Below are 21,525 nucleotides of genomic sequence, written 5' to 3' on the forward strand. Positions count from 1 at the left end.
GGATTACTCCGCCAACAGCTCCCGAATGATCGCGTTCAGAACCGGACGGCCCTCGGGGGTGACCGTCAACCGCTGATCCTGAAGACTGATCATGCCCAGATCTGTCAGATAGTCCATTCTTTCGAAAGGCAATGTCTGCCCGGAAAGCGCGGCGAAACGCCCCATATCTAGGCCTTCAGTAAGACGAATACCCATCATCAGGTATTCGTTAGCCTGATCTTGTGGCGAAAGGCGGTCGCGCAGGGATTCACCGGACCCGGCCGCGACGGCCTGCAACCAGGCGGTGGGATTGCGCCAGCTTTCCGTCGCCAGCTTTTGCCCCTTGAGCGTGAGCCGGCCATGGGCGCCGGGGCCGATACCGACGTAATCGCCGTAATGCCAATAGATCAGGTTGTGACGCGATTCCGCCCCGGGGCGCGCATGGTTCGACACCTCATAGGCGGGCAGGCCGGCGGCTTCGCAAATCTCCTGGGTGGCGAAATACATGTCGGCTGCGCTGTCGTCGTCGGGCAGGCCGCGCAGCTTGCCGGCGTTGTAACGATCGCCGAAGGCGGTGCCCTGTTCGATGGTGAGCTGATAGAGTGACAGGTGATCCACCGCCATCGACAGCGCCTCGCGCAGTTCGGCCTGCCAATCGGCGAGGGTTTGATCCTGGCGGGCATAGATCAGATCGAAACTGACCCGGTCGAAACAGTTTCGCGCTATATCGAAGGCGGCGCGCGCCTCGGCCACCGTATGGATGCGACCCAGGCGGCGCAGATCGGCATCGTTCAGCGCCTGCACGCCCATGGAGATCCGATTGACCCCGGCGTCGCGATAGCCGGCAAAGCGACCGGCCTCGACCGAGCCGGGATTGGCCTCGAGCGTGATTTCGATGTCATTGGCAAAGGGCCAGTGGCTGCGCGCGGCCTCGATCACCGCCGCAACGGTCTCGGGCGCCATCAGGCTGGGGGTGCCGCCACCGAAGAAGATCGCGTTCAGAACCCGACCCGGGGTTTCCTGCGCAGCTCTCTCCAACTCGCTCAGATAGGCTCTGAGCCAGGCGGATTGGTCGATTTCACGTGAAACATGGCTGTTGAAGTCGCAATAGGGGCACTTGGCCTGACAGAAGGGCCAATGCACATAGAGGCCAAAGCCCCCATTGCGCCAGTCTTCAGTTGAAGCAGCCGGCAACGAAGGCCTCCACGGCCTTGGCACGGTGGCTGATCTTGTTCTTCTCGTCGGTCGACATCTCGGCAAAGGTGATGTCATAGCCTTCCGGGACGAAAATCGGGTCATAGCCATGGCCCTGGGCGCCGCGCATCGGCCAGATCACCTCTCCGGGCATCACGCCTTCGAACACCTCGTCATGACCATCGGGCCAGGCCAGAACCAGCGTGCAGCGGAACTGCGCGGTGCGGGGGGAGGGCGCGTTCCTTGCTTCCAGCTCGTCATGCGTGCGGGTCATCGCCATGACGAAATCGCGGCCGTTCGGGGTTTCCGCCCAGTCGGCGGTATAGACGCCCGGCGCGCCGTCGAGCGCGTCGATGGTGATGCCGGAATCGTCCGACAGCGCCGGCAGGCCGGTGGCCTTGGCAGCGGCATGCGCCTTGATCCGGGCGTTGCCAACAAAGGTATCCTCGGTTTCGGCCGGCTCAGGCAGGTTCATCGCCGCCGCGCCGACCACCGTCACCCCCAGGGGAGAGAGGAGGTTTTCCATCTCTTCCAGCTTGCCCTTGTTATGGGTGGCGACCAACAGCCGCTCGCCGGTGAACTTGCGGGTCATTCGGTGGCGGCCTTCTGTGCGGCGACGAGTTCACCGACGCCCTTTTCCGCCAGGTCGAGCAGCTCGGTCATCTGCGCCCGGGTGAAGGTAGAGCCTTCGGCGGACATCTGAACCTCGACCAGCCGGCCCGAGCCGGTCATGATGAAGTTGCCGTCAACGCCGGCCTCGGAATCCTCGGGGTAATCCAGATCCAGCACCGGCTGGCCGGCGTAGATCCCGCAGCTGACCGCGGCGACCGGGTCGATCAGCGGATCGGAGAGCACATCGCCGGCCTTCATCAGCTTGTTGACCGCCAGGCGAAGCGCTACCCAGCCGCCGGTGATCGAGGCGCAACGAGTGCCGCCATCGGCCTGGATCACATCGCAGTCGATGGTGATCTGACGTTCCCCGAGCGCGACGCGATCGACGCCGGCGCGCAGTGCCCGGCCGATCAGCCGCTGGATTTCCACGGTGCGCCCGCCCTGTTTTCCGGTCGCCGCTTCGCGCCGCATCCGGGTATTGGTCGAACGCGGCAGCATGCCGTATTCCGCCGTCACCCAGCCGAGGCCCGAGCCCTTGATGAAGGGCGGCACGCGCTCCTCGAGTGTGGCGGTGCACAGGACGTGGGTATCCCCCATCCGGATCAGGCAGGAGCCCTCGGCGTGTTTTGTCACACCCGTCTCGATTGAAACCGGGCGCAGTTCGCTTAAATCTCGTCCAGAGGGTCGCATGGGAATTCCTTTGTTAGCCACGCTGGGGATAGCGCCCGGCAGGGCGGGGATGCAAGCCCGATTGACCCATGCCCGATTGACCCGTGATTGACCTTCGTGGTCTGTGGTCCATAAGGACACACCGCTAAGGGTGATGCAAATGACGGATGCGATAAGATTGCTGGAGGAACTGAACAACCGGTCGAGAGAGGTCTTCCGGCTGGTGGTCGAAGCCTATCTGGACAGTGGCGAGCCGGTGGGCAGCCGCACCCTGACCCGCAGCCTCAGCGAGAAGGTCAGCGCCGCGACGATCCGCAACGTGATGCAGGATCTGGAGTTTCTCGGGCTCTTGGGCAGCCCGCATGTCAGCGCCGGACGGGTGCCGACGCAGATGGGGCTGCGGATGTTCGTCGATGGGTTCCTCGAGGTGCGCGATTTGAACCCGTCGGATCGCGAAAAGATCGACGCGACCCTGAGCACGAGCAATTCCACCGATGTCGGCGGCATGCTGGACCGGGTCGGCGCGGCGCTGTCAGGGGTGACCCATGGCGCCTCTCTGGTGCTGGCGCCGAAGCATGAGGCCGAGATCCGCCATATCGAGTTCGTCTCGCTGGCGCCGGATCGGGCGCTGGTGGTTCTGGTGCTGGCCGATGGCCATGTCGAGAACCGGCTGTTCACCCCGCCGCCGGGGCAGACGCCGAGTTCGATGCGAGAGGCGACCAATTTCCTCAACACCTTGATGGAGGGGCGGACCCTGAGCGAGGCGCGAGAGGTGATCCGCACCGAGATCGCGGTTCGGCGTCAGGAGATCGACAGCCTGGCCCGGGTGATGGTGGAGAGCGGTCTCGCCGTTTGGGACGAGACCGAGGGTGATTCGGCCCGGCTGATCGTGCGGGGGCGGTCGAATCTTCTGGCGGAAGACGGCTTTGGCGAGGAGCTGGAGCGGATCAGAACGCTGTTCGACGACCTGGAGCGCAAACGCGATATCGAGCAGTTCCTGGATCTCACCGAAGAGGGCGAGGGGGTACGGATCTTTATCGGGTCCGAGAATAAACTTTTCTCACTTTCGGGTTCCTCTTTGGTGGTGTCTCCTTATATGAACGCTGATCGAAAAATCATTGGCGCGGTGGGGGTGATTGGTCCCACCCGTCTGAATTACGGACGTATTGTTCCCATCGTGGACTATACGGCACAGCTAGTCGGCAAGATGATCTCCGACCGGAGTTAGAGGTGAAACATGGCAGAGCCCAAGAACGACGATTTTCTCGATGATATCGAAGCCGCGGAGGCCGAAGAGCTTGCGGAAGAGATGGCCGAGATCGACGCCGATATGGCCGAAATTGATGCCCTGCGGGCAGAGCGCGACGAGCTGCGCGACAAATTCATGCGGGCGCTGGCGGATGCGGAAAACGCCCGCAAGCGCGCCGACAAGCAACGCCGCGAGGGCGAGCAATACGGCGGGTCCAAGCTCGCCCGCGATATGCTGCCGGTCTATGACAACATGAAGCGTGCCCTGGAAGTGGTGAGCGAGGAGCAACGCGAAGCCTCGACCGCGTTGATCGAGGGGATCGAGCTGACGATGCGCGAGCTGTTGAACGTGTTCAAGAAGCACGGGATCGAGCTGATCGCGCCGCAGGTGGGCGAGCGGTTCGATCCGCAGGTGCATCAGGCGATGTTCGAGGCGCCGGTTCCCGGCACCAAGGCCGGCGACATCATCCAGGTGGCGGCCGAGGGCTTCATGTTGCACGATCGTCTGCTGCGCCCGGCGCAGGTCGGCGTATCGTCCAACCCCGGCGCCTGAGGTCGAACGCGCCCCTGCGGGGCGCGTGCCTCCGGCGGGGATATTTGAAGCTAGAAAAAGACCAGGTGAGGCGCCCCCACGGGGCGCCTCTTTCGTATCAGCCATTGTCCTGGGCGGTCTGTTTCAGCCGATAGAGCAGGTCGAGCGCTTCGCGTGGCGAGAGATCGTCGGGGTGGAGGGCCTGCAGCATCTCCTCGACGGCGGAGGGTTTGGCAGGGGCGGCTGGCGGGGGCGGCGGCGCGGCGGCGAAGAGTGGCAGGTCGTCGATCAGCGCCTTGGGCTTGGCCGCGCCTTCGCGGTCGCCTTTCTCGAGCGCATCGAGCACCACCCGGGCGCGGGCGACGACCGAGGCGGGCAGCCCGGCGAGCTGTGCCACCTGCACCCCATAGGAGCGGTCGGCGGCGCCCTTGATCACCTCGTGGAGGAAGATCACCTCACCCTCCCATTCGCGGACGGCGACGGTGGCGTTCTCGACGCCTTTGAGCTTGCCGGCAAGCTGGGTCAGCTCGTGGTAATGGGTGGCGAAGAGGGCGCGGCACCCATTGACGTCATGCAGATGCTCCAGTGTTGCCCAGGCGATGGAGAGCCCGTCATAGGTGGCGGTGCCACGGCCGATCTCGTCGAGGATCACCAGGGCGCGATCATCGGCCTGGTTCAGGATGGCGGCGGTTTCGACCATTTCGACCATGAAGGTCGACCGGCCCCGCGCCAGATCGTCCGAGGCGCCGACACGGCTGAAGATCTGGCTGACCAGGCCGATATGGGCGGCATCCGCCGGCACATAGCTGCCGATCTGGGCGAGGAGGGCGATCAGCGCGTTCTGCCGCAGGAAGGTCGACTTACCGGCCATGTTCGGCCCGGTCAGCAGCCAGATGGCGGCGCCGTCTTCGGCGGAAAGGTCGCAGTCATTGGCGACGAACCCGCCCTGTCCCTGCTGGCGCAGGGCCTGTTCCACCACCGGATGGCGGCCACCCTCGATCTCGAAGGCGCGGGAGGTGTCGATGCGCGGCCGGGTCCAGCCCTCGGCGCGGGCCAGATCGGCGAGGCTGGTGGCGAGATCGAGTTCGGCCAGACCCCGGGCGGCGGCGTTGAGCTCCGGCGCAAGCGCCAGAATAGCGTCTGAAAGCCCTTGATAGAGCCGCTTTTCAATCTCCAGCGCCAGGTTGCCGGCATTCAGGATGCGGGTTTCCAGCTCTGACAGCTCCACGGTGGTGAAGCGGATCTGGTTCGCCGTGGTCTGGCGGTGGATATAGGTTTCCGACAGGGGCGCGGCCAACATCTTGGTCGCGTGGGTGGTGGTGGTCTCGATGAAATAGCCCAGCACGTTGTTGTGCTTGATCTTCAGCGAGGAGATGCCGGTGTGGTCGGTATAGGTCTTCTGCAGTCGGGCGATGACCGATCGCCCCTCGTCCCGCAGGGTGCGGACCTCATCCAGTTCGGTGTCATAGCCTTCGGCGATGAAGCCGCCGTCGCGGGCCAGAAGCGGCGGCTCGGCGATCAAGGCGGCTTCTAACAAGGCGGAAAGATCATCAAACCCGGTGAGCGCGGCAATCGCATCGCGCAGGTGGTCGGGCAGATCGCGGGTATCGCAGGCCTCGGCAATCTCGGCCGCCTGACCCAGGGCGTTGCGGATCGCGGCCAGGTCGCGCGGCCCGCCGCGCTCGAGCGACAGGCGGGAGAGGGCGCGGTCCATATCCGGGGTTTTGCGCAGCCGGTCGCGCAGGTCGGCGGCAAAGAGGCTGTCGTCGACGAAACGGCTGATGGCCTCCTGCCGGGCGTGGATGGTGGCCAGATCGCGGCTGGGACTGGACAGCCGCTGTTCCAGCAGCCGGGCGCCGCCGGGGGTTACGGTGCGATCCATCACCGCCAGCAGCGATCCGGCACGCCCGCCCGACAGGCTGCGCGTCAGTTCCAGGTTGCGGCGGGTGGCGGCGTCGATCTGGACGATCCGTTCCTGCGCCTCGCGTACCGGGGTTTGCAGCAGCGGCAGTTTGCCCTTCTGGGTGATCTCGAGATAGTCGATCAGCGCGCCCATGGCCGAAAGCTCGACGCGGCTGAAGGTGCCGAAAGCCTCGGGCGTGTTGACGCCGTAAAGCGCGCAGATGCGTTTTTCGGCGGCGCCACTGTCAAAGCTGGCGCGGGCCAGCGGTGTCATCGAGATGCCCAGATCCGAGACCAACCCGTGCTTTTCCTGCTCCAGCGTCTCGGGCAGGATCAGTTCCGAAGGCGCCAGTCGCGCCAGTTCCGGCGACAGCCGCACCGGGGTGATCGGCATCACGTGAAAATCCCCGGTCGAGATATCGGCCCAGGCCAGCGCCGCCTGATCGCGGATTTCCGCATAGGCGGCGAGGAAGTTGTTCCGCCGCGCCTCGAGCAGGGAATCCTCGGTCAGCGTGCCAGGGGTGACCAGACGCACCACGTCGCGGTGGACCACCGATTTCGCGCCGCGCTTCTTCGCCTCGGCCGGGCTTTCCATCTGTTCGCAGACCGCCACGCGAAAGCCCTTGCGGATCAAGGTCAGCAGATAGCCCTCAGCGGCATGAACTGGCACGCCGCACATCGGGATATCGTCGCCCGCGTGCTTGCCGCGTTTGGTCAGGGCGATATCCAGCGCCTCGGATGCAGCCACGGCATCGTCGAAGAACATCTCGTAGAAATCGCCCATGCGGTAGAACAGCAATGCGTCGGCGTGCTGGTTCTTGATGTCGAGATATTGCGCCATCATGGGCGTGACGGTGGTCAAGGCGGGCCTCCGGGGGTTGGGATGCAGGCGACCTTACAAATGCGGCCCGGGGGGCGAAAGGCGAAAACGCATTGGCGTTGAGATGCCTGTTGCGCTGGGATAAGAGGGCCAGACCGACCGAGGAGACAGTCAGCCATGGGCAAATCGAAGATCACCGACGAAGAGGCGCTTGCCTTCCATCTCGACCCCACTCCGGGCAAGTTCGAGATCCGAGCGACCGTGCCGATGACCACGCAGCGGGATCTGAGCCTGGCCTATTCGCCCGGAGTGGCTGTCCCCTGCGAGGCGATCGCCGAAAGCCCGGAGACCGCCTATGATTACACCAACAAGGGCAATCTGGTCGCGGTGATCTCGAACGGCACCGCGGTGCTGGGCTTGGGCAACCTCGGCGCGCTGGCCTCGAAACCGGTGATGGAAGGCAAGGCGGTGCTGTTCAAGCGCTTCGCCGATGTCAACGCCATAGATATCGAACTCGACACCGAGGATCCGGACGAGATCATCCAGGCGGTCAAGCTGATGGGGCCGACCTTCGGCGGCATCAACCTCGAGGATATCAAGGCGCCGGAATGCTTCATCATCGAGCAGCGCCTGAAGGAAGAGATGGATATCCCCGTCTTCCACGACGACCAGCACGGCACCGCGGTGATCTGTGCCGCCGGTATGATCAATGCGCTGCATCTGTCGGGCAAGAAGATCGAGGATGTTAAGATCGTCCTGAACGGCGCCGGTGCCGCCGGGATCGCCTGTCTTGAGCTGCTCAAGCGGATGGGGGCGCAGCATGACAATTGCATCATGTGCGACACCAAAGGCGTGATCTATCAGGGCCGGACCGAGGGCATGAACCAGTGGAAATCGGCCCATGCGGCGAAGACCGAGCTGCGCACGCTGGAAGAGGCGATGGTCGGGGCCGATGTCTTCCTTGGCGTGTCTGCCAAGGGCGCGGTGACGCAAGAGATGGTCGCCTCGATGGCCGACAATCCGGTGATCTTCGCCATGGCCAACCCGCATCCCGAGATCACCCCGGAAGAGGCGCATGAGGTGCGGATGGACGCCATCGTCGCCACCGGGCGCAGCGATTATCCGAACCAGGTGAACAACGTCCTGGGCTTTCCCTATCTGTTCCGTGGCGCGCTCGATATCCACGCCCGTGCCATCAATGACGAGATGAAGATCGCCTGCGCCCACGCGCTGGCCGAACTCGCACGCGAGGATGTTCCGGACGAGGTGGCGCTGGCCTATGGCAAGGCGCTGAGCTTTGGCCGCGATTACATCATCCCGACGCCCTTCGATCCGCGTCTGATCCACCGGATCCCCGTTGCCGTGGCGCGGGCCGGGATGGACACTGGTGCTGCGCGGCGGCCGATCATCGACATGGACGCCTATGAGCTGAGCCTGAAGGCCCGGATGGACCCGACCGCCAGCATCCTGCGCAGCCTGAACACCCGCGCCCGCACGGCGCAGTCCCGCATGATCTTCGCCGAAGGCGACGATCCCCGGGTGCTGCGCGCCGCCGTCACCTATCAGCGTTCGGGCTTCGGCAAGGCGCTGGTGGTGGGCCGCTCAGAGGATGTGAAGGCCAAGCTCGAGGCCGCCGGCCTCGGCGACGCGGTGCGCGAGCTTGAGGTGGTGAATGCCGCCAATACCACCCATCTGCAGGCCTATAAGGATTTCCTTTACGAGCGGCTGCAGCGCAAGGGCTTCGACCAGAAGGACGTGCACCGGCTGGCGGCGCGTGACCGTCACGTTTTCGCCGCGCTGATGCTGGCCCATGGTCACGGCGATGCGCTGGTGTCGGGTGTGACGCGGAAATCGGCCCATGTGCTGGAGCGCATCAATCACGTCTTTGACGCCGACGCCGCCCATGGCGCCGCCGGGATCACCGCCGTGCTGCACAAGAACCGCATCGTGCTGATCGGCGACACCCTGGTGCATGAATGGCCGGACGAAGAGGATCTGGCCGATATCGCCACCCGCGCCGCCGGCGTGGCGCGGCACATGGGGCTCGACCCCCGGGTGGCCTTCGTGTCGTTCTCGACCTTCGGCTATCCGGTGTCGGAACGGGCCGAAAAGATGCATCTCGCCTCGGACGTGCTCGACCAGCGCCGGGTCGATTTCGAATACGAGGGCGAGATGACCGTGGATGTGGCGCTGAATGCCAATGTGCAAAAGGCCTATCCGTTCTCGCGGCTGACCGGGCCTGCGAACATCCTGATCGTACCGGCGCGGCATTCGGCCAGCATCTCGGTCAAGCTGATGCAGGAAATGGCCGGCGCCACGGTGATCGGGCCGATCCTGACCGGCGTCAACAAGCCGATCCAGATCTGTTCCACCGTCTCCACCGCCAACGACATCCTGAACATGGCGGTGCTGGCGGCCTGCGGCATCGGCTGACCCGATGGCGATCTGGAACCTCGGCTCGATCAACGCCGATCTGGTCTATTCACTGCCGCATCTCCCCGTGGCGGGAGAGACCCTGGCGGCAGAGGAGATGGACCGGTTTCTGGGCGGCAAGGGGGCGAATATGTCGGTCGCCGCCGCCCGTGCCGGCGCCCATGTCGCCCATATCGGCGCGGTGGGGCCGGATGGGCGTTGGACGGTGCGGCGGCTGATGGAATATGGCGTCGACACCCGCCATATCGTCGAACTGCCCGAGCCGACCGGCCATGCGCTGATCTTTGTCGAACCGGGGGGAGAGAACCAGATCGTCATCCTTCCGGGCGCCAATCGCGCCATCCCCGAGACGGCGATCCAGGCCGCTCTGGTCGTGGCAGGGGCGGGCGACACGCTGTTGATCCAGAACGAAACCAATGGCCAGGCGATGGCCGCGCGGATCGGCCGCGATCTGGGCCTGCGCGTGGCCTATGCCGCTGCCCCCTTCGATGCGCGGGCGGTGCAGGCGGTCCTGCCCTTCCTCGATCTCCTGATCCTGAACGAGGTCGAAGCGCAGCAATTGCAGCAGGCCAGCGGCCAGGCGCCCGAGACATTGCCGGTGCGGGATGTGATTGTCACCCTCGGCGCGCGCGGCGCCCGTCATATCGACACCGGGTCGGGTGAAATCCGCGACTATCCGGCGGTCCCTGTCACCCCGGTCGATACCACCGGGGCGGGGGATACCTTTACCGGATATGTCCTGGCCGGGCTTGATCGCGGCATGGCGATGCCGCAGGCGATCGCCCAGGCGATGCGGGCGGCGGCCATCATGGTCACACGCCGCGGCACGGCGGATGTCATTCCCGATCTTCGGGATGTTCAGGCAAGCCGCCTGGGCTGAACCTTCGGCCGATCGGTCAGCTCAGATGCGCGCGGGGCAGGGCAAAGGCCTGCGGCGCCTTCTGGGCGGTGACGAACATCACGGTCTTGGAACAGGGCTGCTCCGCACGCGCGACGTCAGCCTCGTGGCTGCCGGCATGGCTGGCAATGGCGCCCAGCACGATGAAGATCGCCAGCGCCAGGGTTTTCAGCAGTTCGATCCGTTTCACGTCACTCCCTCCTTCTCTCGCGGAAGTCCTGACTGCAGGCTGCCGCTTGACGCGCGATCCGGCAAGGGGGTGCAATCTATTGTCACGTGGAGGTGAGTGGAGTTTACTGCGCCGCGCCGGCCTTCCGCCCCCGCCCTTTTTCTAGCGTCAAATATCCCCGCCGGAGGCACGCGCCCGTCAGGGCGCGTTCGGCGCGGGCCGGATCCGGGCGGTTGGGGGACCCCATGTGAAAAACCGGTTTCCCGAGTCCCGCCCGCGGTCTAGCGTTTCGGTCAAAGGAGAGGCCGAATGACCGACAAGATCACCACCCATCAGGCGCAGGAAGACGCGCGCAACGAAACGATCCTGATCTATCTGAACGGCCGCATCGTCCCCAAGGCCGAGGCGCTGGTCAGCGTCTATGACAGCGGTTTCATGATGGGGGACGGCGTGTGGGAGGGGCTGAGGCTCTATGACGGGTGCTGGGCCTTTCTCGACGATCACCTGGATCGGCTGTTCGAAGCGGCGAAGGCCATCGACCTCGATATCGGTCTGGATCGCGATGGGGTCAAAAACGCCTTGTTAGAGACGCAAAAGGCCAATGGGATGACCACCGACGCCCATGCGCGTTTCATGGTCACCCGGGGGGTCAAGACGCGGCCCTTCCAGCATCCGGCGCTGTCGCAGCAGGGGCCGACGGTGACCATCATCATGGAACATTCCAAACCCTCGATCCCGCGTCCGATCCGCCTGGCCACGGTGCCGCATATCCGTGGCCTGCCGATGAGCCAGGATCCCAAGCTGAATTCGCACTCCAAGCTGAACTGCATCCTCGCCTGCATCGCCGCCGAAAAGGCCGGCGCGGACGAGGCTTTGATGCTCGACGTGCATGGCTTCGTGAATACCACCAACGCCTGCAACTTCTTCATCGTGCGGAAGGGGGAGGTTTGGACCTCCACCGGCGATTACTGCATGAACGGCATCACCCGGCAGAAGGTGATTGATGTCTGCCACGCCGATGGCATCCCGATTTACGAGCGCAATTATTCGCTGGTCGATACCTATGGCGCCGACGAGGCGTTTCTGACCGGCACTTTCGGCGCCCAGACCCCGGTGGGGGCAATCGACGGTCGTCAGATCGGCAGTGGAGAGATGGGGCCGATGACGAAACGCATCCGCGCGCTTTACAAGGCGCTGGTCGAAAGGGAGCGCACCTGATGCGGATTGCCATGTGGTCGGGGCCGCGGAACCTCTCCACCGCGATGATGTATGCCTTTGGCAACCGCGCGGATTTCGTCATCTGGGACGAGCCCTTCTATGCCCCCTATCTGGCGGCGACGGGGATCGACCATCCGATGCGGACCGAGATCCTGGTGGCGCATGAGACCGACCCCGACAAGGTGGCTGCGCGCTGCATTGGCCCTATTCCGGGGGGAAAGCCGCATTTCTACATGAAGCACATGCCGCTGCATATGGTGGAGGGGTTTCCGCTGGATTGGGCGGCGGAGTGCGTCAACGTCCACCTGCTGCGCCATCCGGCGCGGGTGGTGGCGAGCTATGCGGCCAAGCGCGAGAACCCGAGGCTGGACGATATCGGCTTCCGGCAACAGGTGGAGCTGTTCAGGCGCTTCCCCGGCCCGGTGATCGACAGCGCCGATATCCGCGACACCCCGGAGGGGATGCTGCGGGCGCTTTGCGATGCGATCGGGCTGGACTTCGATCCGGCGATGCTGCGCTGGCCCGCCGGCCCGCGCGCCGAGGATGGGATCTGGGCGTCGCATTGGTACGGCGCGGTGCACCGCTCGACCGGCTTTGCCGGCGCCGAGGGGCCGCTGCCGCAGCCGGAGGGCGAGGCCGCCCGACTGGTCGCTGCCGCGCTGCCCTATTACGAGGAACTGGCGAAACTGCGGATTTGCCCGGTCTAGAGCCTATTTCAGCAGCGATCCCAGCTTCATCGCCACCGCCGGATTGCCGCTGACCTTGAGCTTGCCCATCATCACCCCGGTCATCGGGTTCAGCTTGCCCTTGAGCAGCTTTTTCAGGTTCTCGGCGCTGAGTTTGATGGTGCAATCGGCGTCGCGATCAAGGGTCGTGGCGCGATTGTCGGCCAGCACCAGCACCCCGTCGGCGCCGCAGTCGAATTTCAGCGATCCGTCGAATGTCTTGCCGGCAAGCGCCTCGTTGATGGCGTCGGCGATCTGGGTCAGCATCTGTGGTCTCCGGTTGCGGGGTGCCAGACAGATTGACCCCCGGGGCGTCAGCCCCGGTTCGCGCCCGACCCCGCCCCCCAGGGCGGGCGCGAAACGCCCACCCTCGGGGCCGGGCGCGAACCTCCGGTCATTATGGTCGAGGTTCGCAGAGCGCGGCTCAGCCCGACATCCCCATAAGAAAATGCCCGCCTTCAGCAAAGGCGGGCATTCCGGATCGTTTCAACGGTGACGTAGCGGGAGGCTGATCAGCCTTTCACCCGCATGTTGCGCACCGCGATCAGTTTCAGGCGCAGCGCGTTCAGGTTGATGAAGCCCGCGGCATCCTTCTGGTCGTAGGCGCCGGCGTCTTCCTCGAAGGTCACGTGCTTTTCGGAGTAGAGCGAATAGTCCGACCAGCGCGCGACCGTGCGCGCCGAGCCCTTGTAGAGCTTCAGCTTCACGGTGCCGGTGACATATTCCTGGGTCTTGTCGATCAGCGCCTGCAGCGCTTCGCGCTCGGGGCTGAACCAGAAGCCGTTATAGATCAGCTCGGCATAGCGCGGCATGATCGAATCCTTCAGGTGGCCGGCGCCGCTGTCCATGGTGATCTGTTCGATGCCGCGGTGCGCTTCCAGCAGGATGGTGCCGCCGGGGGTCTCGTAGACGCCACGGGACTTCATGCCGACGAAGCGGTTTTCCACGAAGTCCAGAAGGCCGATGCCATGCTTGCCGCCAAGTTCGTTCAGCCTGGTCAGGATCGTCGCGGGCGACATCGCCTCGCCATTGATCGCCACCGCGTCGCCCTTCTCAAAGGTGACCTCGATGAACTCGGGCTCGTTCGGCGCCTCCTCGACAGGCACGATGCGCTGCGCGACATAGTCGGGTGCTTCCACGGCCGGATCTTCCAGCACGGTGCCCTCGGAGGAGGTGTGCAGCAGGTTCGCGTCAACCGAGAACGGCGCCTCGCCACGCTTGTTCTTGGCGATCGGGATCTGGTTCTGCTCGGCGAACTCAAGCAGCCGGGTGCGGCTGGTCAGATCCCATTCGCGCCAGGGTGCGATTACCTTGATCGAGGGATCGAGCGCCGCGACACCCAGTTCGAACCGAACCTGGTCGTTGCCCTTGCCGGTCGCGCCATGGGCGACGGCATCGGCACCGGTGCGCTGCGCGATCTCGACCAGATGTTTGGAGATCAGCGGGCGGGCGATCGAGGTGCCCAGCAGATAGAGCCCCTCGTAAACCGCATTGGCGCGGAACATCGGGAAGACGAAGTCGCGGACGAATTCCTCGCGCACATCCTCAATGTAGATGTTCTCGGCCTTGATGCCCAGCATCTCGGCCTTCTTGCGGGCGGGCTCCAGTTCCTCGCCCTGGCCGAGATCGGCGGTGAAGGTGACCACCTCGCAACCGTATTCGGTTTGCAGCCATTTCAGGATGATCGAGGTGTCGAGGCCACCGGAATAGGCCAGAACGACTTTCTTGGGCGCGGACATGGGGGTTCCCTCTAAACGAATGACGGATGGGGCGTAGCGGTTTTTGCCCCTAGGAGCAAGGCGGGGTGCATGGGGCCGCATTGACAGTCGTCGTGTGCCACCGTTATCGGTGCAACCATAGGAAGAATGATCCGGGTATTCCGATGTTTCGCATTTTTCGACATGCATTGAAAATGATCTTTAGCGATCTGGGGGCGGCGCTGAAGATCTCGCTGCCGATCATTGCGATGATCATCCTGGGCCTGCTGCTGACGCCGACGACGCCTGAGGCGATCACCGCCGGAGCGGAACCGCTGAGCCCGGTGCTGTGGATCGCCCTTCAGCTGCTCGGCAGCGTCGCCACGCTCTGGGTGGCGGTGGCTTGGCACCGCTATGTTCTGCTTGCAGAATATCCCGGCTCTGTGCTGCCGAGGTTTCATGGCGGCCGGGTGCTGGCCTATTTCGGCTGGAGCCTGGTGTTGGGCGTCGTATTGTTCGCGCTTCCCGGGGCGGTGATCGCCCTGCTGGCCTGGACAGCGACCGGCGGAGTGATCAAGGAGCCCTCGGCCGGTGTGATCCTGCCGATCGTCCTGGCGGCGTTGGTGCTGGTCTGGGTGTTGGCGCGTCTTTCACTGGTCCTGCCTGCCGCAGCGATCGGGGAACGGCTCGGGCTCAGGGACTCGTGGCAGGCGACCCGGCCGATTGCCCTGGGCATCATCGGCCTGTTTGCCCTGACGTTCGGCTTCGCCATGCTGCTGATGGTCGGGGTGATGCTGGCGTACTATGCTCTGCCGCTGGCCGGACAGATCGCGGCGGCCGTCTTCCAATGGATCATGACGCTGCTGCAGCTGAGCATCCTGACCACGCTTTACGGCGTCTATGTCGAGGGGCGCAGCCTGGACTGAAGTGGTAGGCCGGTATGCCGATGTAGATCTTGCTTTGGCACCGACATTGCGGCAGGGAAGCGGGCATGACCAGTTTTCAGGATATGGCGCGGATTGCCGAGCGCGCGATGCGCGAGGTCTTTCCCGAAACCCCACTGCTGCGTAACGCCCATCTGTCGGAGAAATATGGCGCCGACATCTGGCTGAAACGCGAGGATCTGAGCCCGGTGCGCAGTTACAAGCTGCGCGGCGCCTTCAATGCCATGCGCAAGGTGCTGGAGGAGCAGCCGGATCAATCGCTGTTCGTCTGCGCCAGCGCCGGCAACCATGCCCAGGGCGTCGCCTATATGTGCCAGCACTTCGGCGTCAAAGGCGTGATCTTCATGCCAGTCACCACGCCGCAGCAGAAGATTCAGAAGACTCGGGTCTTTGGCGGCGACGCGATCGATATCAAGCTGATCGGTGATTATTTCGACGACACCCTGGCCGAGGCGCAGCGGTTCTGTGCGCAGGAGGGCGGTCGTTTCCTGGCCCCCTTCGACGATGCCGACGTGATCGAGGGGCAGGCCAGCGTCGCGGTCGAGATCGCGGTGCAGATGGGCCGGGCGCCGGATCACATCATCCTGCCGGTCGGCGGTGGCGGGTTGTCTTCCGGGGTGCGCGCGTTCTTTGGACCGCGTTGTCATTATACCTTTGTTGAACCCTCCGGCGGGCGCAGCCTGGCCGCGGCCCTCGCTGCCGGTGAGCCGGTGACGCTCGACAAGGTCGACAGTTTCGTCGATGGCGCCGCGGTGGCGCGGATCGGGGCCTTGCCCTTTGCGAAACTGGCGGATGTAGACCCGGCGGATGTGGTCGCGGCGCCGGAGGATCGGATCTGCACCACGATGATCGAGATGCTGAACCTCGAGGGCATCGTGCTGGAGCCGGCCGGCGCGCTGGCGGTGGATGCGCTGGCCGATGTGGCGGACGACATCCGCGGCAAGACGGTGGTCTGCATCACCTCGGGCGGGAATTTCGATTTCGAACGTCTGCCCGAAGTCAAGGAACGGGCGCAACGCTATGCCGGGGTGAAGAAGTACTTCATCCTGAGGCTGCCGCAGCGGCCTGGTGCGCTAAAGGATTTTCTGGAAATCCTGGGCCCCGAGGACGATATCAGCCGCTTCGAATATATGAAGAAATCGGCGCGGAACTTCGGATCGGTATTGATCGGGATCGAAACCCTGCGGCCGGAGAACTTTTCCCAGCTTTTCTCGCGGCTGGACGCGGGGGGCTATACCTATACCGATATCACCGCGGATGAGACCCTGGCGCAATTCGTGATCTGACCGGCTCGGGCCGGCCAGTGCAGGACCGTTTCAGGCGGCGAGGTGGTCGCGCAGCCCGTCGAAGAAGACGACCTTTGATTGTTCGTAACCGTCGATGATGGCAGCCAGATCGACCTGATCGGCCTTACCCCCGGCGGCCAGACGTTCACCGTCCTGACAGAGGTCCGAGAAGGTTGCGAACCCGAGATTCAGGGCGCTGCCCTTGAGGAAATGCAAATCCTGTTCAAGCTGGCTGCGGTCGTCCTCCTCACGCAGTCGCGCGATCACGCCTTCCACCTCCTCCAGGAACAGATCGATCACCTCCTGAAAATCATCAGGACCGACCTCGTCGCGCAGTTCATTTACGCGTGACCACAGAATCATGAGACACCCACCGTCTTGATCTTCCTCCACCCGGGGCAAACTCTAGGTGTGCGGCGGTAAATATGTGGTTAAATCGCTTGAGGTCTAGTGTAAGCCGCGAAGACGTGCTGTTTCACGTCGTGTTAAGGGCTGGCGTGAATAGTGCGGAGAACCGGCGCGTGCCGGTGGGTGAGCAGAGGTTAGGTGGGCGCTGTTATCGCATGAAGGGGGACGTTGAAATCCATCCGGTATCCTCGACAATCAGGAAGGTCCTGGTGGTCGACGACAGCCGTCTGCAGCGGCATATTCTGATCACCTCGCTCAAGAAATGGGGCTTTCAGGTGGTCGAGGCAGAGAGCGGGGAGCAGGCAATGGAGATCTGCCGCACCGATCTTCCCGACGTGATTCTGAGCGACTGGATGATGCCCGGGATGAGCGGGCTGGATTTCTGCCGCGCCTTCCGTGCGCTGCCGACCGAGGGGTATGGCTATTTCATCCTGTTGACCTCGAAGAGCGACAAGAACGATATCGCCAAGGGGCTGGACGCCGGCGCCGACGATTTCCTGACAAAGCCGGTCAACTCGCATGAGCTGAGGGCGCGGATCTCGGCCGGGGCGCGGATTCTCAGCATGCAGCGGGAGCTGTCGGAAAAGAACCGGGTGATCTCGGAAACGCTCGACAAGCTGCGCAAGGCGCATGACGCGATCGACAAGGATCTGATCCAGGCGCGCAAGATCCAGGAATCCCTGGTGCCGGAATTCACCCGCGACTTCGGCGCCTCCCGGGTCAGCCTGCTGCTCAAACCCTGCGGTCATATCGGCGGCGATCTGGTTGGCATGTTTTCCCCCGGTGCGGGGCAGGTGGGGTTCTATGGCATCGACGTGTCGGGCCATGGCATCACCTCGGCGATGATGACCGCCAAGTTGGGCGGCTATCTCTCCAGCACCTATTTCGACCAGAACGTCGCGATGGAGTCGCGCCACGAAAGTTTCTACGCCCTGCGTGCCCCTGCTGAAGTGGTGCAGATCCTGAACGAAAGGGTGATCGCCGATACCGGGGTCGAGGAATATTTCACCATGGTCTATGCGACCGCCGATCTGAATTCCGGCCGGGTGCGCATGGTGCAGGCGGGGCATCCCTATCCGCTGGTCCTGCGTCGCGATGGCCGCGCAGAGTTCTTGGGCGAGGGTGGCGTGCCGGTCGGTCTGTTGGCGAATGTGGATTACGAGCAGGTCGAAACCATTCTCCAGCCGGGCGATCGGCTGCTGATCTATTCGGACGGGTTCACCGAATGTCGTCTGGCCAGCGGTGGCATGCTGCAACAGGATGGGCTGGTGAAACTGGTGCGGCGCTGCGATGTCGGCCAGTCCGGTCAGGAATTCCTTGAGGATCTGTTCTGGGAGCTGCGCCAGATCATGACGCCGGGCCAAGGGATGGAGGATGACGTCTCGGCCACGCTGTTCGAATACAACGGAATGTAGATCGGCGGTTTTCCCGGTGCCGCAGGCGCCGCTTTGCGATCGGTGCCACGGGTTTGGGCCAGGGGTGCCGGTCTCAGCCCTTTAGCAGTCCCAACGCCAGGCGGGCGGCGAAATGGCGGTCCCCGGCATTGCCCAGACGCTCTGCCGCCTCGGCAATCTCGAGCCACAGCGCCCGATGGCCGGCTTCGGTCGGCGGGCCCATCGGCCGGATCGGCCGGGCCACGAAGATCAGGCAGATCTTTTCGGCCCAGAGATCATATTCCGGCATATAGGCGAAACGGCGAAAGGCGCCGACGCGGCGCGGGTGGCCGATCAGCCAGCCGGTTTCCTCGAAGACCTCGCGGTGCAGCGCGGCGAAGGGTGATTCGCCGGGGTCGATGCCGCCGCCGGGCAGTTGCAGATCGGGGCCGGGATTGGCCTGTTCGGTCAGCAGCAACCGCCCGTCCCGGGGGAGTAGCGCATAGGCCCCCACCCGCCGGCGATAAACCTGGCCGGCGCGTGGCGCCGCTCCGAACCGTCTGATCATGCCCAGGTCCCTCTCTGTCCTGCCTCTTTCATCACGGGTAGTTCCCACTATATTGCAGTGCAACAGCCGATTGTCGGCGTATAAGGACATCTCATGGCCATCGCATCGAAACTCGCGTGGGACGATACCGTCCTGCCTTTCCAGCTTGATGTCTCGGACATCCGCGGCCGGGTCGCCCGGTTGGACGGGGTGTTGGACGGCATCTTGAAACAACATGATTACCCGCCCCAGGTCGAGGCTCTGGTTGCCGAAATGGCGCTGCTGACGGCGCTGATCGGCCAGACCATCAAGCTGCGCTGGAAATTGTCGCTGCAGGTCCAGTCGAATGGGCCGGTGCGGATGATCGCCACCGACTATTACGCCCCCGAGGAAGAGGGCGCGCCAGCCCGCATTCGCGGCTATGCCAGCTTCGACGCGACCAAGCTGCAGGGCAAGCGGCCGTTCGACCAGATCGGCGCCGGGTATTTCGCCATCCTGATTGACCAGGGGCAGGGGACCGCACCCTATCAGGGGATCACCCCGCTGGACGGCACCTCGCTTGCGGAGTGTGCCGAGGCCTATTTCGCCCAGTCCGAACAGCTTCCCACCACCTTCAAGCTGAGCTTTGGCAAATCCACCGAAGCGGGCGGCACTGAACATTGGCGCGCCGGGGGGGTGATGATCCAGCATATGCCAGAAGCCTCTCCGCTGATGGTCGAGCGCGAGGGGCACGGCAATATCCTGCGCCCCGCCGATCTCATTCGCGACGAGGATAGCGACGACTGGAACCGGGCCAACATCTTGCTCGATTCCGCCGAGCTGATGGAGCTGATCGGGCCGCGCGTCTCGCCCACGGAATTGCTGGTGCGCCTGTTCCACGAGGAACAGCCGCGGGTCTTCGACGCCCAGCCGGTGCGCTTTGGCTGCACCTGTTCGGTCGAGCGTGTACGCCAGAGCCTGTCGATCTATTCGACCAAGGACATTGGCACGATGACGACCGAAGACGGCATCGTCACCGCCGATTGCCAGTTCTGCGGCGCGCATTATGAACTCGACCCCGCCACTCTGGGGTTCGAGGCGAATGAGGTGGACGATGCTTGATCTGACCCGCGATCCGGTCGCACAGCTCCGGATGGCGCTGGAGCGGCCGGGTCAGGCCTCGTCCGACTTCGATCTGAACCCCGAGTTCCGCCTGAAGGAACCGCGCCTGCTGCGGCCGGCCGGGGTTCTGATCACTGTCAATCTGACGACCGAGGTGCCGAAGGTGGTGCTGACCAAGCGGTCTTCGGCATTGAAGAACCATCCCGGCCAGATCGCCTTTCCCGGCGGCAAGCGGGAGGAGTTCGACATCGATGCTGCCGCCAACGCCCTGCGCGAGGCAGAGGAGGAGATCGGCTTGCCGCGCGCCCTGCCGCGCATTCTGGGTACCTTGCCCACGCATGAAACCGTTACCGGTTTCGAGGTGACCCCGGTGTTGGCGGTACTGGAGGATCATTTTGCCCCCGTCGCCGACCCCTCGGAGGTGGCCGAGGTCTTTGAAGTGCCGCTGACCCACCTGATGGATCCGGACAACTACCTGATCGAATCCCGCATCTGGCGCGGCATGCGGCGGCATTATTTCACCGTGCCTTATGGTCCCTATTACATCTGGGGCGCCACCGCGCGGATGCTGCGGCAACTGGCAGCGCGGCTCGAGGCATGATGCGGATCACCGCCGACTGGCTGACCAATCCGGCGACCCAGGCGGTTTGTGCCGCGCTCGAGGCTGGCGGTGCCCAGGCGCTGTTCGTCGGGGGCTGCGTGCGCAACACGCTGATGGGAGTGGCGGTCAGCGATATCGACATCTCGACCGACGCGCGACCGGAACGGGTGATGTGGCTGGCCGAATCCGCCGGCATCAAGGCGGTGCCCACCGGTATCGAGCATGGCACGATCACCCTGGTTCAGGACGGTATCCCGCATGAGGTGACGACCTTTCGCCGCGATGTCGAGACCGATGGCCGCCGTGCGGTGATCGCCTTCGCCGACCGGGTGGAGGAGGACGCGGCGCGGCGCGATTTCACCATGAACGCGATCTATGCACGGTCCGACGGCACGGTGTTGGACCCGCTGGGCGGCTTGCCCGATCTTCTGGCCCGCCGGGTACGCTTCATCGGCGATGCCCGCGACCGCATTCGCGAGGACTACCTGCGCAGCCTGCGCTATTTCCGCTTTCACGCCTGGTATGGCGATGCTGCCGAGGGCTTTGATCCCGAGGCGCTGGCGGCGATTGCCGAGAACCTCGACGGCCTGTCGAGACTTTCGCGCGAACGGGTGGGGGGCGAGCTGTTGAAATTGCTCGCCGCCGCCGATCCGGCGCCCTCGGCGGCGGCCATGCGATCGACTGGGGCCCTGGGGCAGTTGCTGCCCGGAGCCGATGATCGCGCCCTGGCGCCCTTGGTTCATCTTGAGGCGCAGTCGGGCGCTGCCCCCGATGGTCTGCGCCGGCTCGCGGTGCTGGGCGGGGTCGATGTGGCCGAGAGCCTGCGGCTGAGCCGGGCGCAGGCCAAGCGGTTCGACCAGATGCGCGAGGGGGCCAGCAGCCTGATGTCGCCGGCGGAGCTGGGCTATCGGCTGAAGCTGCCCGGCGCCCGCGACGCGCTGCTGCTGCGGCAGGCCTGGAGCGAACAGCCTTGGCCTGAGGTGGCGAACGATCAGCTTGCGACAGGCGCCGTGGCGCATTTTCCCGTCACTGCCCGCGATCTGATGCCGGCCTATCAAGGCGCCGCGCTAGGCAGCCGCCTGGCTGAGCTGGAAGGCCAATGGGTCGCCTCGGGCTTCGCGCTGGACAAGGCAGCGTTGCTTTCGGGCCACAGATAGCGTCAACAATTA

Annotated in this window: 21 protein-coding genes; 12 read left to right on the forward strand and 9 right to left on the reverse strand. The window is 64.3% G+C overall.

The window, feature by feature from the left end; genetic code table 11:
* Positions 1 to 3: 3 nt before the first annotated feature.
* Genes hemW through rph form a run of 3 tightly spaced genes read right to left on the reverse strand, consistent with a single transcriptional unit; the run spans position 4 to position 2,475 of the window.
* A complete protein-coding gene (hemW, locus tag ACN0V4_RS16355; protein WP_417678016.1) occupies positions 4 to 1,173 on the reverse strand; it encodes a radical SAM family heme chaperone HemW in 1,170 nt (389 codons plus the stop codon).
* The gene (gene rdgB, locus ACN0V4_RS16360) at positions 1,154 to 1,765 is read right to left on the reverse strand and encodes an RdgB/HAM1 family non-canonical purine NTP pyrophosphatase (protein WP_417678018.1); all 612 of its coding nucleotides are present in this window, start codon (positions 1,763 to 1,765) and stop codon (positions 1,154 to 1,156) included. Before rdgB ends, hemW begins: the two co-directional genes overlap by 20 nt.
* Positions 1,762 to 2,475, reverse strand: a complete 714-nt coding sequence (rph, locus tag ACN0V4_RS16365) for a ribonuclease PH (RefSeq protein ID WP_417678020.1) — start codon at positions 2,473 to 2,475, stop codon at positions 1,762 to 1,764. Before rph ends, rdgB begins: the two co-directional genes overlap by 4 nt.
* Before the next feature lie 139 nt (positions 2,476 to 2,614).
* On the opposite strand from rph, the gene hrcA reads away from it, so the two are divergent.
* A complete protein-coding gene (hrcA, locus tag ACN0V4_RS16370) occupies positions 2,615 to 3,682 on the forward strand; it encodes a heat-inducible transcriptional repressor HrcA (RefSeq protein ID WP_417678022.1) in 1,068 nt (355 codons plus the stop codon).
* A gap of 9 nt (positions 3,683 to 3,691) precedes the next feature.
* Positions 3,692 to 4,255 (forward strand): nucleotide exchange factor GrpE, encoded by a 564-nt coding sequence (locus ACN0V4_RS16375; protein WP_417678024.1) that lies wholly within the window; start codon positions 3,692 to 3,694, stop codon positions 4,253 to 4,255.
* A gap of 97 nt (positions 4,256 to 4,352) precedes the next feature.
* Here ACN0V4_RS16375 and mutS read toward each other — a convergent pair whose 3' ends face one another.
* On the reverse strand, positions 4,353 to 6,980 hold the full coding sequence (gene mutS, locus ACN0V4_RS16380; RefSeq protein WP_417678148.1) for a DNA mismatch repair protein MutS: 2,628 nt from the start codon (positions 6,978 to 6,980) through the stop codon (positions 4,353 to 4,355).
* 153 nt (positions 6,981 to 7,133) lie between these two features.
* On the opposite strand from mutS, the gene ACN0V4_RS16385 reads away from it, so the two are divergent.
* Together ACN0V4_RS16385 and ACN0V4_RS16390 are read left to right on the forward strand one after the other, a co-directional pair.
* Entirely contained in the window at positions 7,134 to 9,389 is a 2,256-nt protein-coding gene (locus ACN0V4_RS16385) for an NADP-dependent malic enzyme (protein WP_417678026.1), read from the forward strand.
* Positions 9,390 to 9,393: 4 nt separating this feature from the next.
* Entirely contained in the window at positions 9,394 to 10,269 is an 876-nt protein-coding gene (locus ACN0V4_RS16390; RefSeq protein ID WP_417678028.1) for a ribokinase, read from the forward strand.
* A 16-nt stretch (positions 10,270 to 10,285) separates the two neighbouring features.
* Here ACN0V4_RS16390 and ACN0V4_RS16395 read toward each other — a convergent pair whose 3' ends face one another.
* On the reverse strand, positions 10,286 to 10,477 hold the full coding sequence (locus tag ACN0V4_RS16395; RefSeq protein ID WP_417678030.1) for a hypothetical protein: 192 nt from the start codon (positions 10,475 to 10,477) through the stop codon (positions 10,286 to 10,288).
* Positions 10,478 to 10,765: 288 nt separating this feature from the next.
* Here ACN0V4_RS16395 and ACN0V4_RS16400 point away from each other — a divergent pair, with 288 nt between their 5' ends.
* Together ACN0V4_RS16400 and ACN0V4_RS16405 are read left to right on the forward strand one after the other, a co-directional pair.
* A complete protein-coding gene (locus ACN0V4_RS16400) occupies positions 10,766 to 11,674 on the forward strand; it encodes a D-amino acid aminotransferase (RefSeq protein WP_417678032.1) in 909 nt (302 codons plus the stop codon).
* Entirely contained in the window at positions 11,674 to 12,381 is a 708-nt protein-coding gene (locus tag ACN0V4_RS16405; protein WP_417678034.1) for an HAD family hydrolase, read from the forward strand. Before ACN0V4_RS16400 ends, ACN0V4_RS16405 begins: the two co-directional genes overlap by 1 nt.
* Before the next feature lie 3 nt (positions 12,382 to 12,384).
* Here ACN0V4_RS16405 and ACN0V4_RS16410 read toward each other — a convergent pair whose 3' ends face one another.
* Positions 12,385 to 12,666 carry an SCP2 sterol-binding domain-containing protein gene (locus ACN0V4_RS16410; RefSeq protein WP_417678036.1) on the reverse strand — a complete coding sequence of 94 codons (282 nt, stop codon included), beginning with the start codon at positions 12,664 to 12,666 and terminating at the stop codon, positions 12,385 to 12,387.
* A 245-nt stretch (positions 12,667 to 12,911) separates the two neighbouring features.
* Positions 12,912 to 14,138 carry an argininosuccinate synthase gene (locus ACN0V4_RS16415; protein ID WP_417678038.1) on the reverse strand — a complete coding sequence of 409 codons (1,227 nt, stop codon included), beginning with the start codon at positions 14,136 to 14,138 and terminating at the stop codon, positions 12,912 to 12,914.
* Between the two features lie 173 nt (positions 14,139 to 14,311).
* Here ACN0V4_RS16415 and ACN0V4_RS16420 point away from each other — a divergent pair, with 173 nt between their 5' ends.
* Both ACN0V4_RS16420 and ilvA read left to right on the forward strand, forming a co-directional pair.
* Positions 14,312 to 15,022, forward strand: coding sequence for a hypothetical protein (locus ACN0V4_RS16420; protein WP_417678040.1), 711 nt, complete (start codon positions 14,312 to 14,314; stop codon positions 15,020 to 15,022).
* A gap of 65 nt (positions 15,023 to 15,087) precedes the next feature.
* A complete protein-coding gene (gene ilvA, locus ACN0V4_RS16425) occupies positions 15,088 to 16,326 on the forward strand; it encodes a threonine ammonia-lyase IlvA (protein WP_417678042.1) in 1,239 nt (412 codons plus the stop codon).
* A 30-nt stretch (positions 16,327 to 16,356) separates the two neighbouring features.
* On the opposite strand, the gene ACN0V4_RS16430 is transcribed toward ilvA, so the two are convergent.
* Positions 16,357 to 16,689, reverse strand: a complete 333-nt coding sequence (locus tag ACN0V4_RS16430) for an Hpt domain-containing protein (RefSeq protein ID WP_417678044.1) — start codon at positions 16,687 to 16,689, stop codon at positions 16,357 to 16,359.
* A gap of 200 nt (positions 16,690 to 16,889) precedes the next feature.
* Between ACN0V4_RS16430 and ACN0V4_RS16435 the strand changes: the two genes are divergently transcribed.
* Positions 16,890 to 18,149 carry a PP2C family protein-serine/threonine phosphatase gene (locus tag ACN0V4_RS16435; RefSeq protein ID WP_417678046.1) on the forward strand — a complete coding sequence of 420 codons (1,260 nt, stop codon included), beginning with the start codon at positions 16,890 to 16,892 and terminating at the stop codon, positions 18,147 to 18,149.
* Between the two features lie 73 nt (positions 18,150 to 18,222).
* Here the strand turns inward: ACN0V4_RS16435 and ACN0V4_RS16440 are convergent, their stop codons facing one another.
* Positions 18,223 to 18,675 carry an NUDIX domain-containing protein gene (locus tag ACN0V4_RS16440; RefSeq protein WP_417678048.1) on the reverse strand — a complete coding sequence of 151 codons (453 nt, stop codon included), beginning with the start codon at positions 18,673 to 18,675 and terminating at the stop codon, positions 18,223 to 18,225.
* 93 nt (positions 18,676 to 18,768) lie between these two features.
* Here ACN0V4_RS16440 and ACN0V4_RS16445 point away from each other — a divergent pair, with 93 nt between their 5' ends.
* Genes ACN0V4_RS16445 through ACN0V4_RS16455 form a run of 3 tightly spaced genes read left to right on the forward strand, consistent with a single transcriptional unit; the run spans position 18,769 to position 21,513 of the window.
* A complete protein-coding gene (locus tag ACN0V4_RS16445; RefSeq protein ID WP_417678050.1) occupies positions 18,769 to 19,755 on the forward strand; it encodes an Hsp33 family molecular chaperone HslO in 987 nt (328 codons plus the stop codon).
* On the forward strand, positions 19,748 to 20,356 hold the full coding sequence (locus ACN0V4_RS16450) for a CoA pyrophosphatase (RefSeq protein WP_417678052.1): 609 nt from the start codon (positions 19,748 to 19,750) through the stop codon (positions 20,354 to 20,356). Before ACN0V4_RS16445 ends, ACN0V4_RS16450 begins: the two co-directional genes overlap by 8 nt.
* Positions 20,353 to 21,513: a CCA tRNA nucleotidyltransferase gene (locus ACN0V4_RS16455; RefSeq protein WP_417678054.1), complete on the forward strand. Its 1,161-nt coding sequence runs from the start codon at positions 20,353 to 20,355 to the stop codon at positions 21,511 to 21,513. The genes ACN0V4_RS16450 and ACN0V4_RS16455 overlap by 4 nt, the downstream gene beginning before the upstream one ends.
* The last annotated feature ends 12 nt before the right edge of the window (positions 21,514 to 21,525 follow it).

Source organism: Pseudodonghicola sp. (assembly GCF_048268305.1).
GTDB lineage: Bacteria > Pseudomonadota > Alphaproteobacteria > Rhodobacterales > Rhodobacteraceae > Pseudodonghicola.

Excerpts from the sequence above, each read along its gene's own strand:
- ACN0V4_RS16455 (WP_417678054.1), top strand. The coding sequence starts at position 20,353 with ATGATGCGGATCACCGCCGACTGGCTGACCAATCCGGCGACCCAGGCG.
- ACN0V4_RS16445 (WP_417678050.1), top strand. The coding sequence starts at position 18,769 with ATGGCCATCGCATCGAAACTCGCGTGGGACGATACCGTCCTGCCTTTC.
- ACN0V4_RS16430 (WP_417678044.1), bottom strand. The coding sequence starts at position 16,689 with ATGATTCTGTGGTCACGCGTAAATGAACTGCGCGACGAGGTCGGTCCT.
- ACN0V4_RS16410 (WP_417678036.1), bottom strand. The coding sequence starts at position 12,666 with ATGCTGACCCAGATCGCCGACGCCATCAACGAGGCGCTTGCCGGCAAG.
- ACN0V4_RS16435 (WP_417678046.1), top strand. The coding sequence starts at position 16,890 with ATGAAGGGGGACGTTGAAATCCATCCGGTATCCTCGACAATCAGGAAG.
- ACN0V4_RS16405 (WP_417678034.1), top strand. The coding sequence starts at position 11,674 with ATGCGGATTGCCATGTGGTCGGGGCCGCGGAACCTCTCCACCGCGATG.
- ACN0V4_RS16400 (WP_417678032.1), top strand. The coding sequence starts at position 10,766 with ATGACCGACAAGATCACCACCCATCAGGCGCAGGAAGACGCGCGCAAC.
- hrcA (WP_417678022.1), top strand. The coding sequence starts at position 2,615 with ATGACGGATGCGATAAGATTGCTGGAGGAACTGAACAACCGGTCGAGA.
- ACN0V4_RS16375 (WP_417678024.1), top strand. The coding sequence starts at position 3,692 with ATGGCAGAGCCCAAGAACGACGATTTTCTCGATGATATCGAAGCCGCG.
- ACN0V4_RS16390 (WP_417678028.1), top strand. The coding sequence starts at position 9,394 with ATGGCGATCTGGAACCTCGGCTCGATCAACGCCGATCTGGTCTATTCA.
- rph (WP_417678020.1), bottom strand. The coding sequence starts at position 2,475 with ATGCGACCCTCTGGACGAGATTTAAGCGAACTGCGCCCGGTTTCAATC.
- mutS (WP_417678148.1), bottom strand. The coding sequence starts at position 6,980 with ATGATGGCGCAATATCTCGACATCAAGAACCAGCACGCCGACGCATTG.
- ilvA (WP_417678042.1), top strand. The coding sequence starts at position 15,088 with ATGACCAGTTTTCAGGATATGGCGCGGATTGCCGAGCGCGCGATGCGC.
- ACN0V4_RS16420 (WP_417678040.1), top strand. The coding sequence starts at position 14,312 with ATGATCTTTAGCGATCTGGGGGCGGCGCTGAAGATCTCGCTGCCGATC.
- ACN0V4_RS16415 (WP_417678038.1), bottom strand. The coding sequence starts at position 14,138 with ATGTCCGCGCCCAAGAAAGTCGTTCTGGCCTATTCCGGTGGCCTCGAC.
- ACN0V4_RS16440 (WP_417678048.1), bottom strand. The coding sequence starts at position 18,675 with ATGATCAGACGGTTCGGAGCGGCGCCACGCGCCGGCCAGGTTTATCGC.
- ACN0V4_RS16385 (WP_417678026.1), top strand. The coding sequence starts at position 7,134 with ATGGGCAAATCGAAGATCACCGACGAAGAGGCGCTTGCCTTCCATCTC.
- ACN0V4_RS16450 (WP_417678052.1), top strand. The coding sequence starts at position 19,748 with ATGCTTGATCTGACCCGCGATCCGGTCGCACAGCTCCGGATGGCGCTG.
- rdgB (WP_417678018.1), bottom strand. The coding sequence starts at position 1,765 with ATGACCCGCAAGTTCACCGGCGAGCGGCTGTTGGTCGCCACCCATAAC.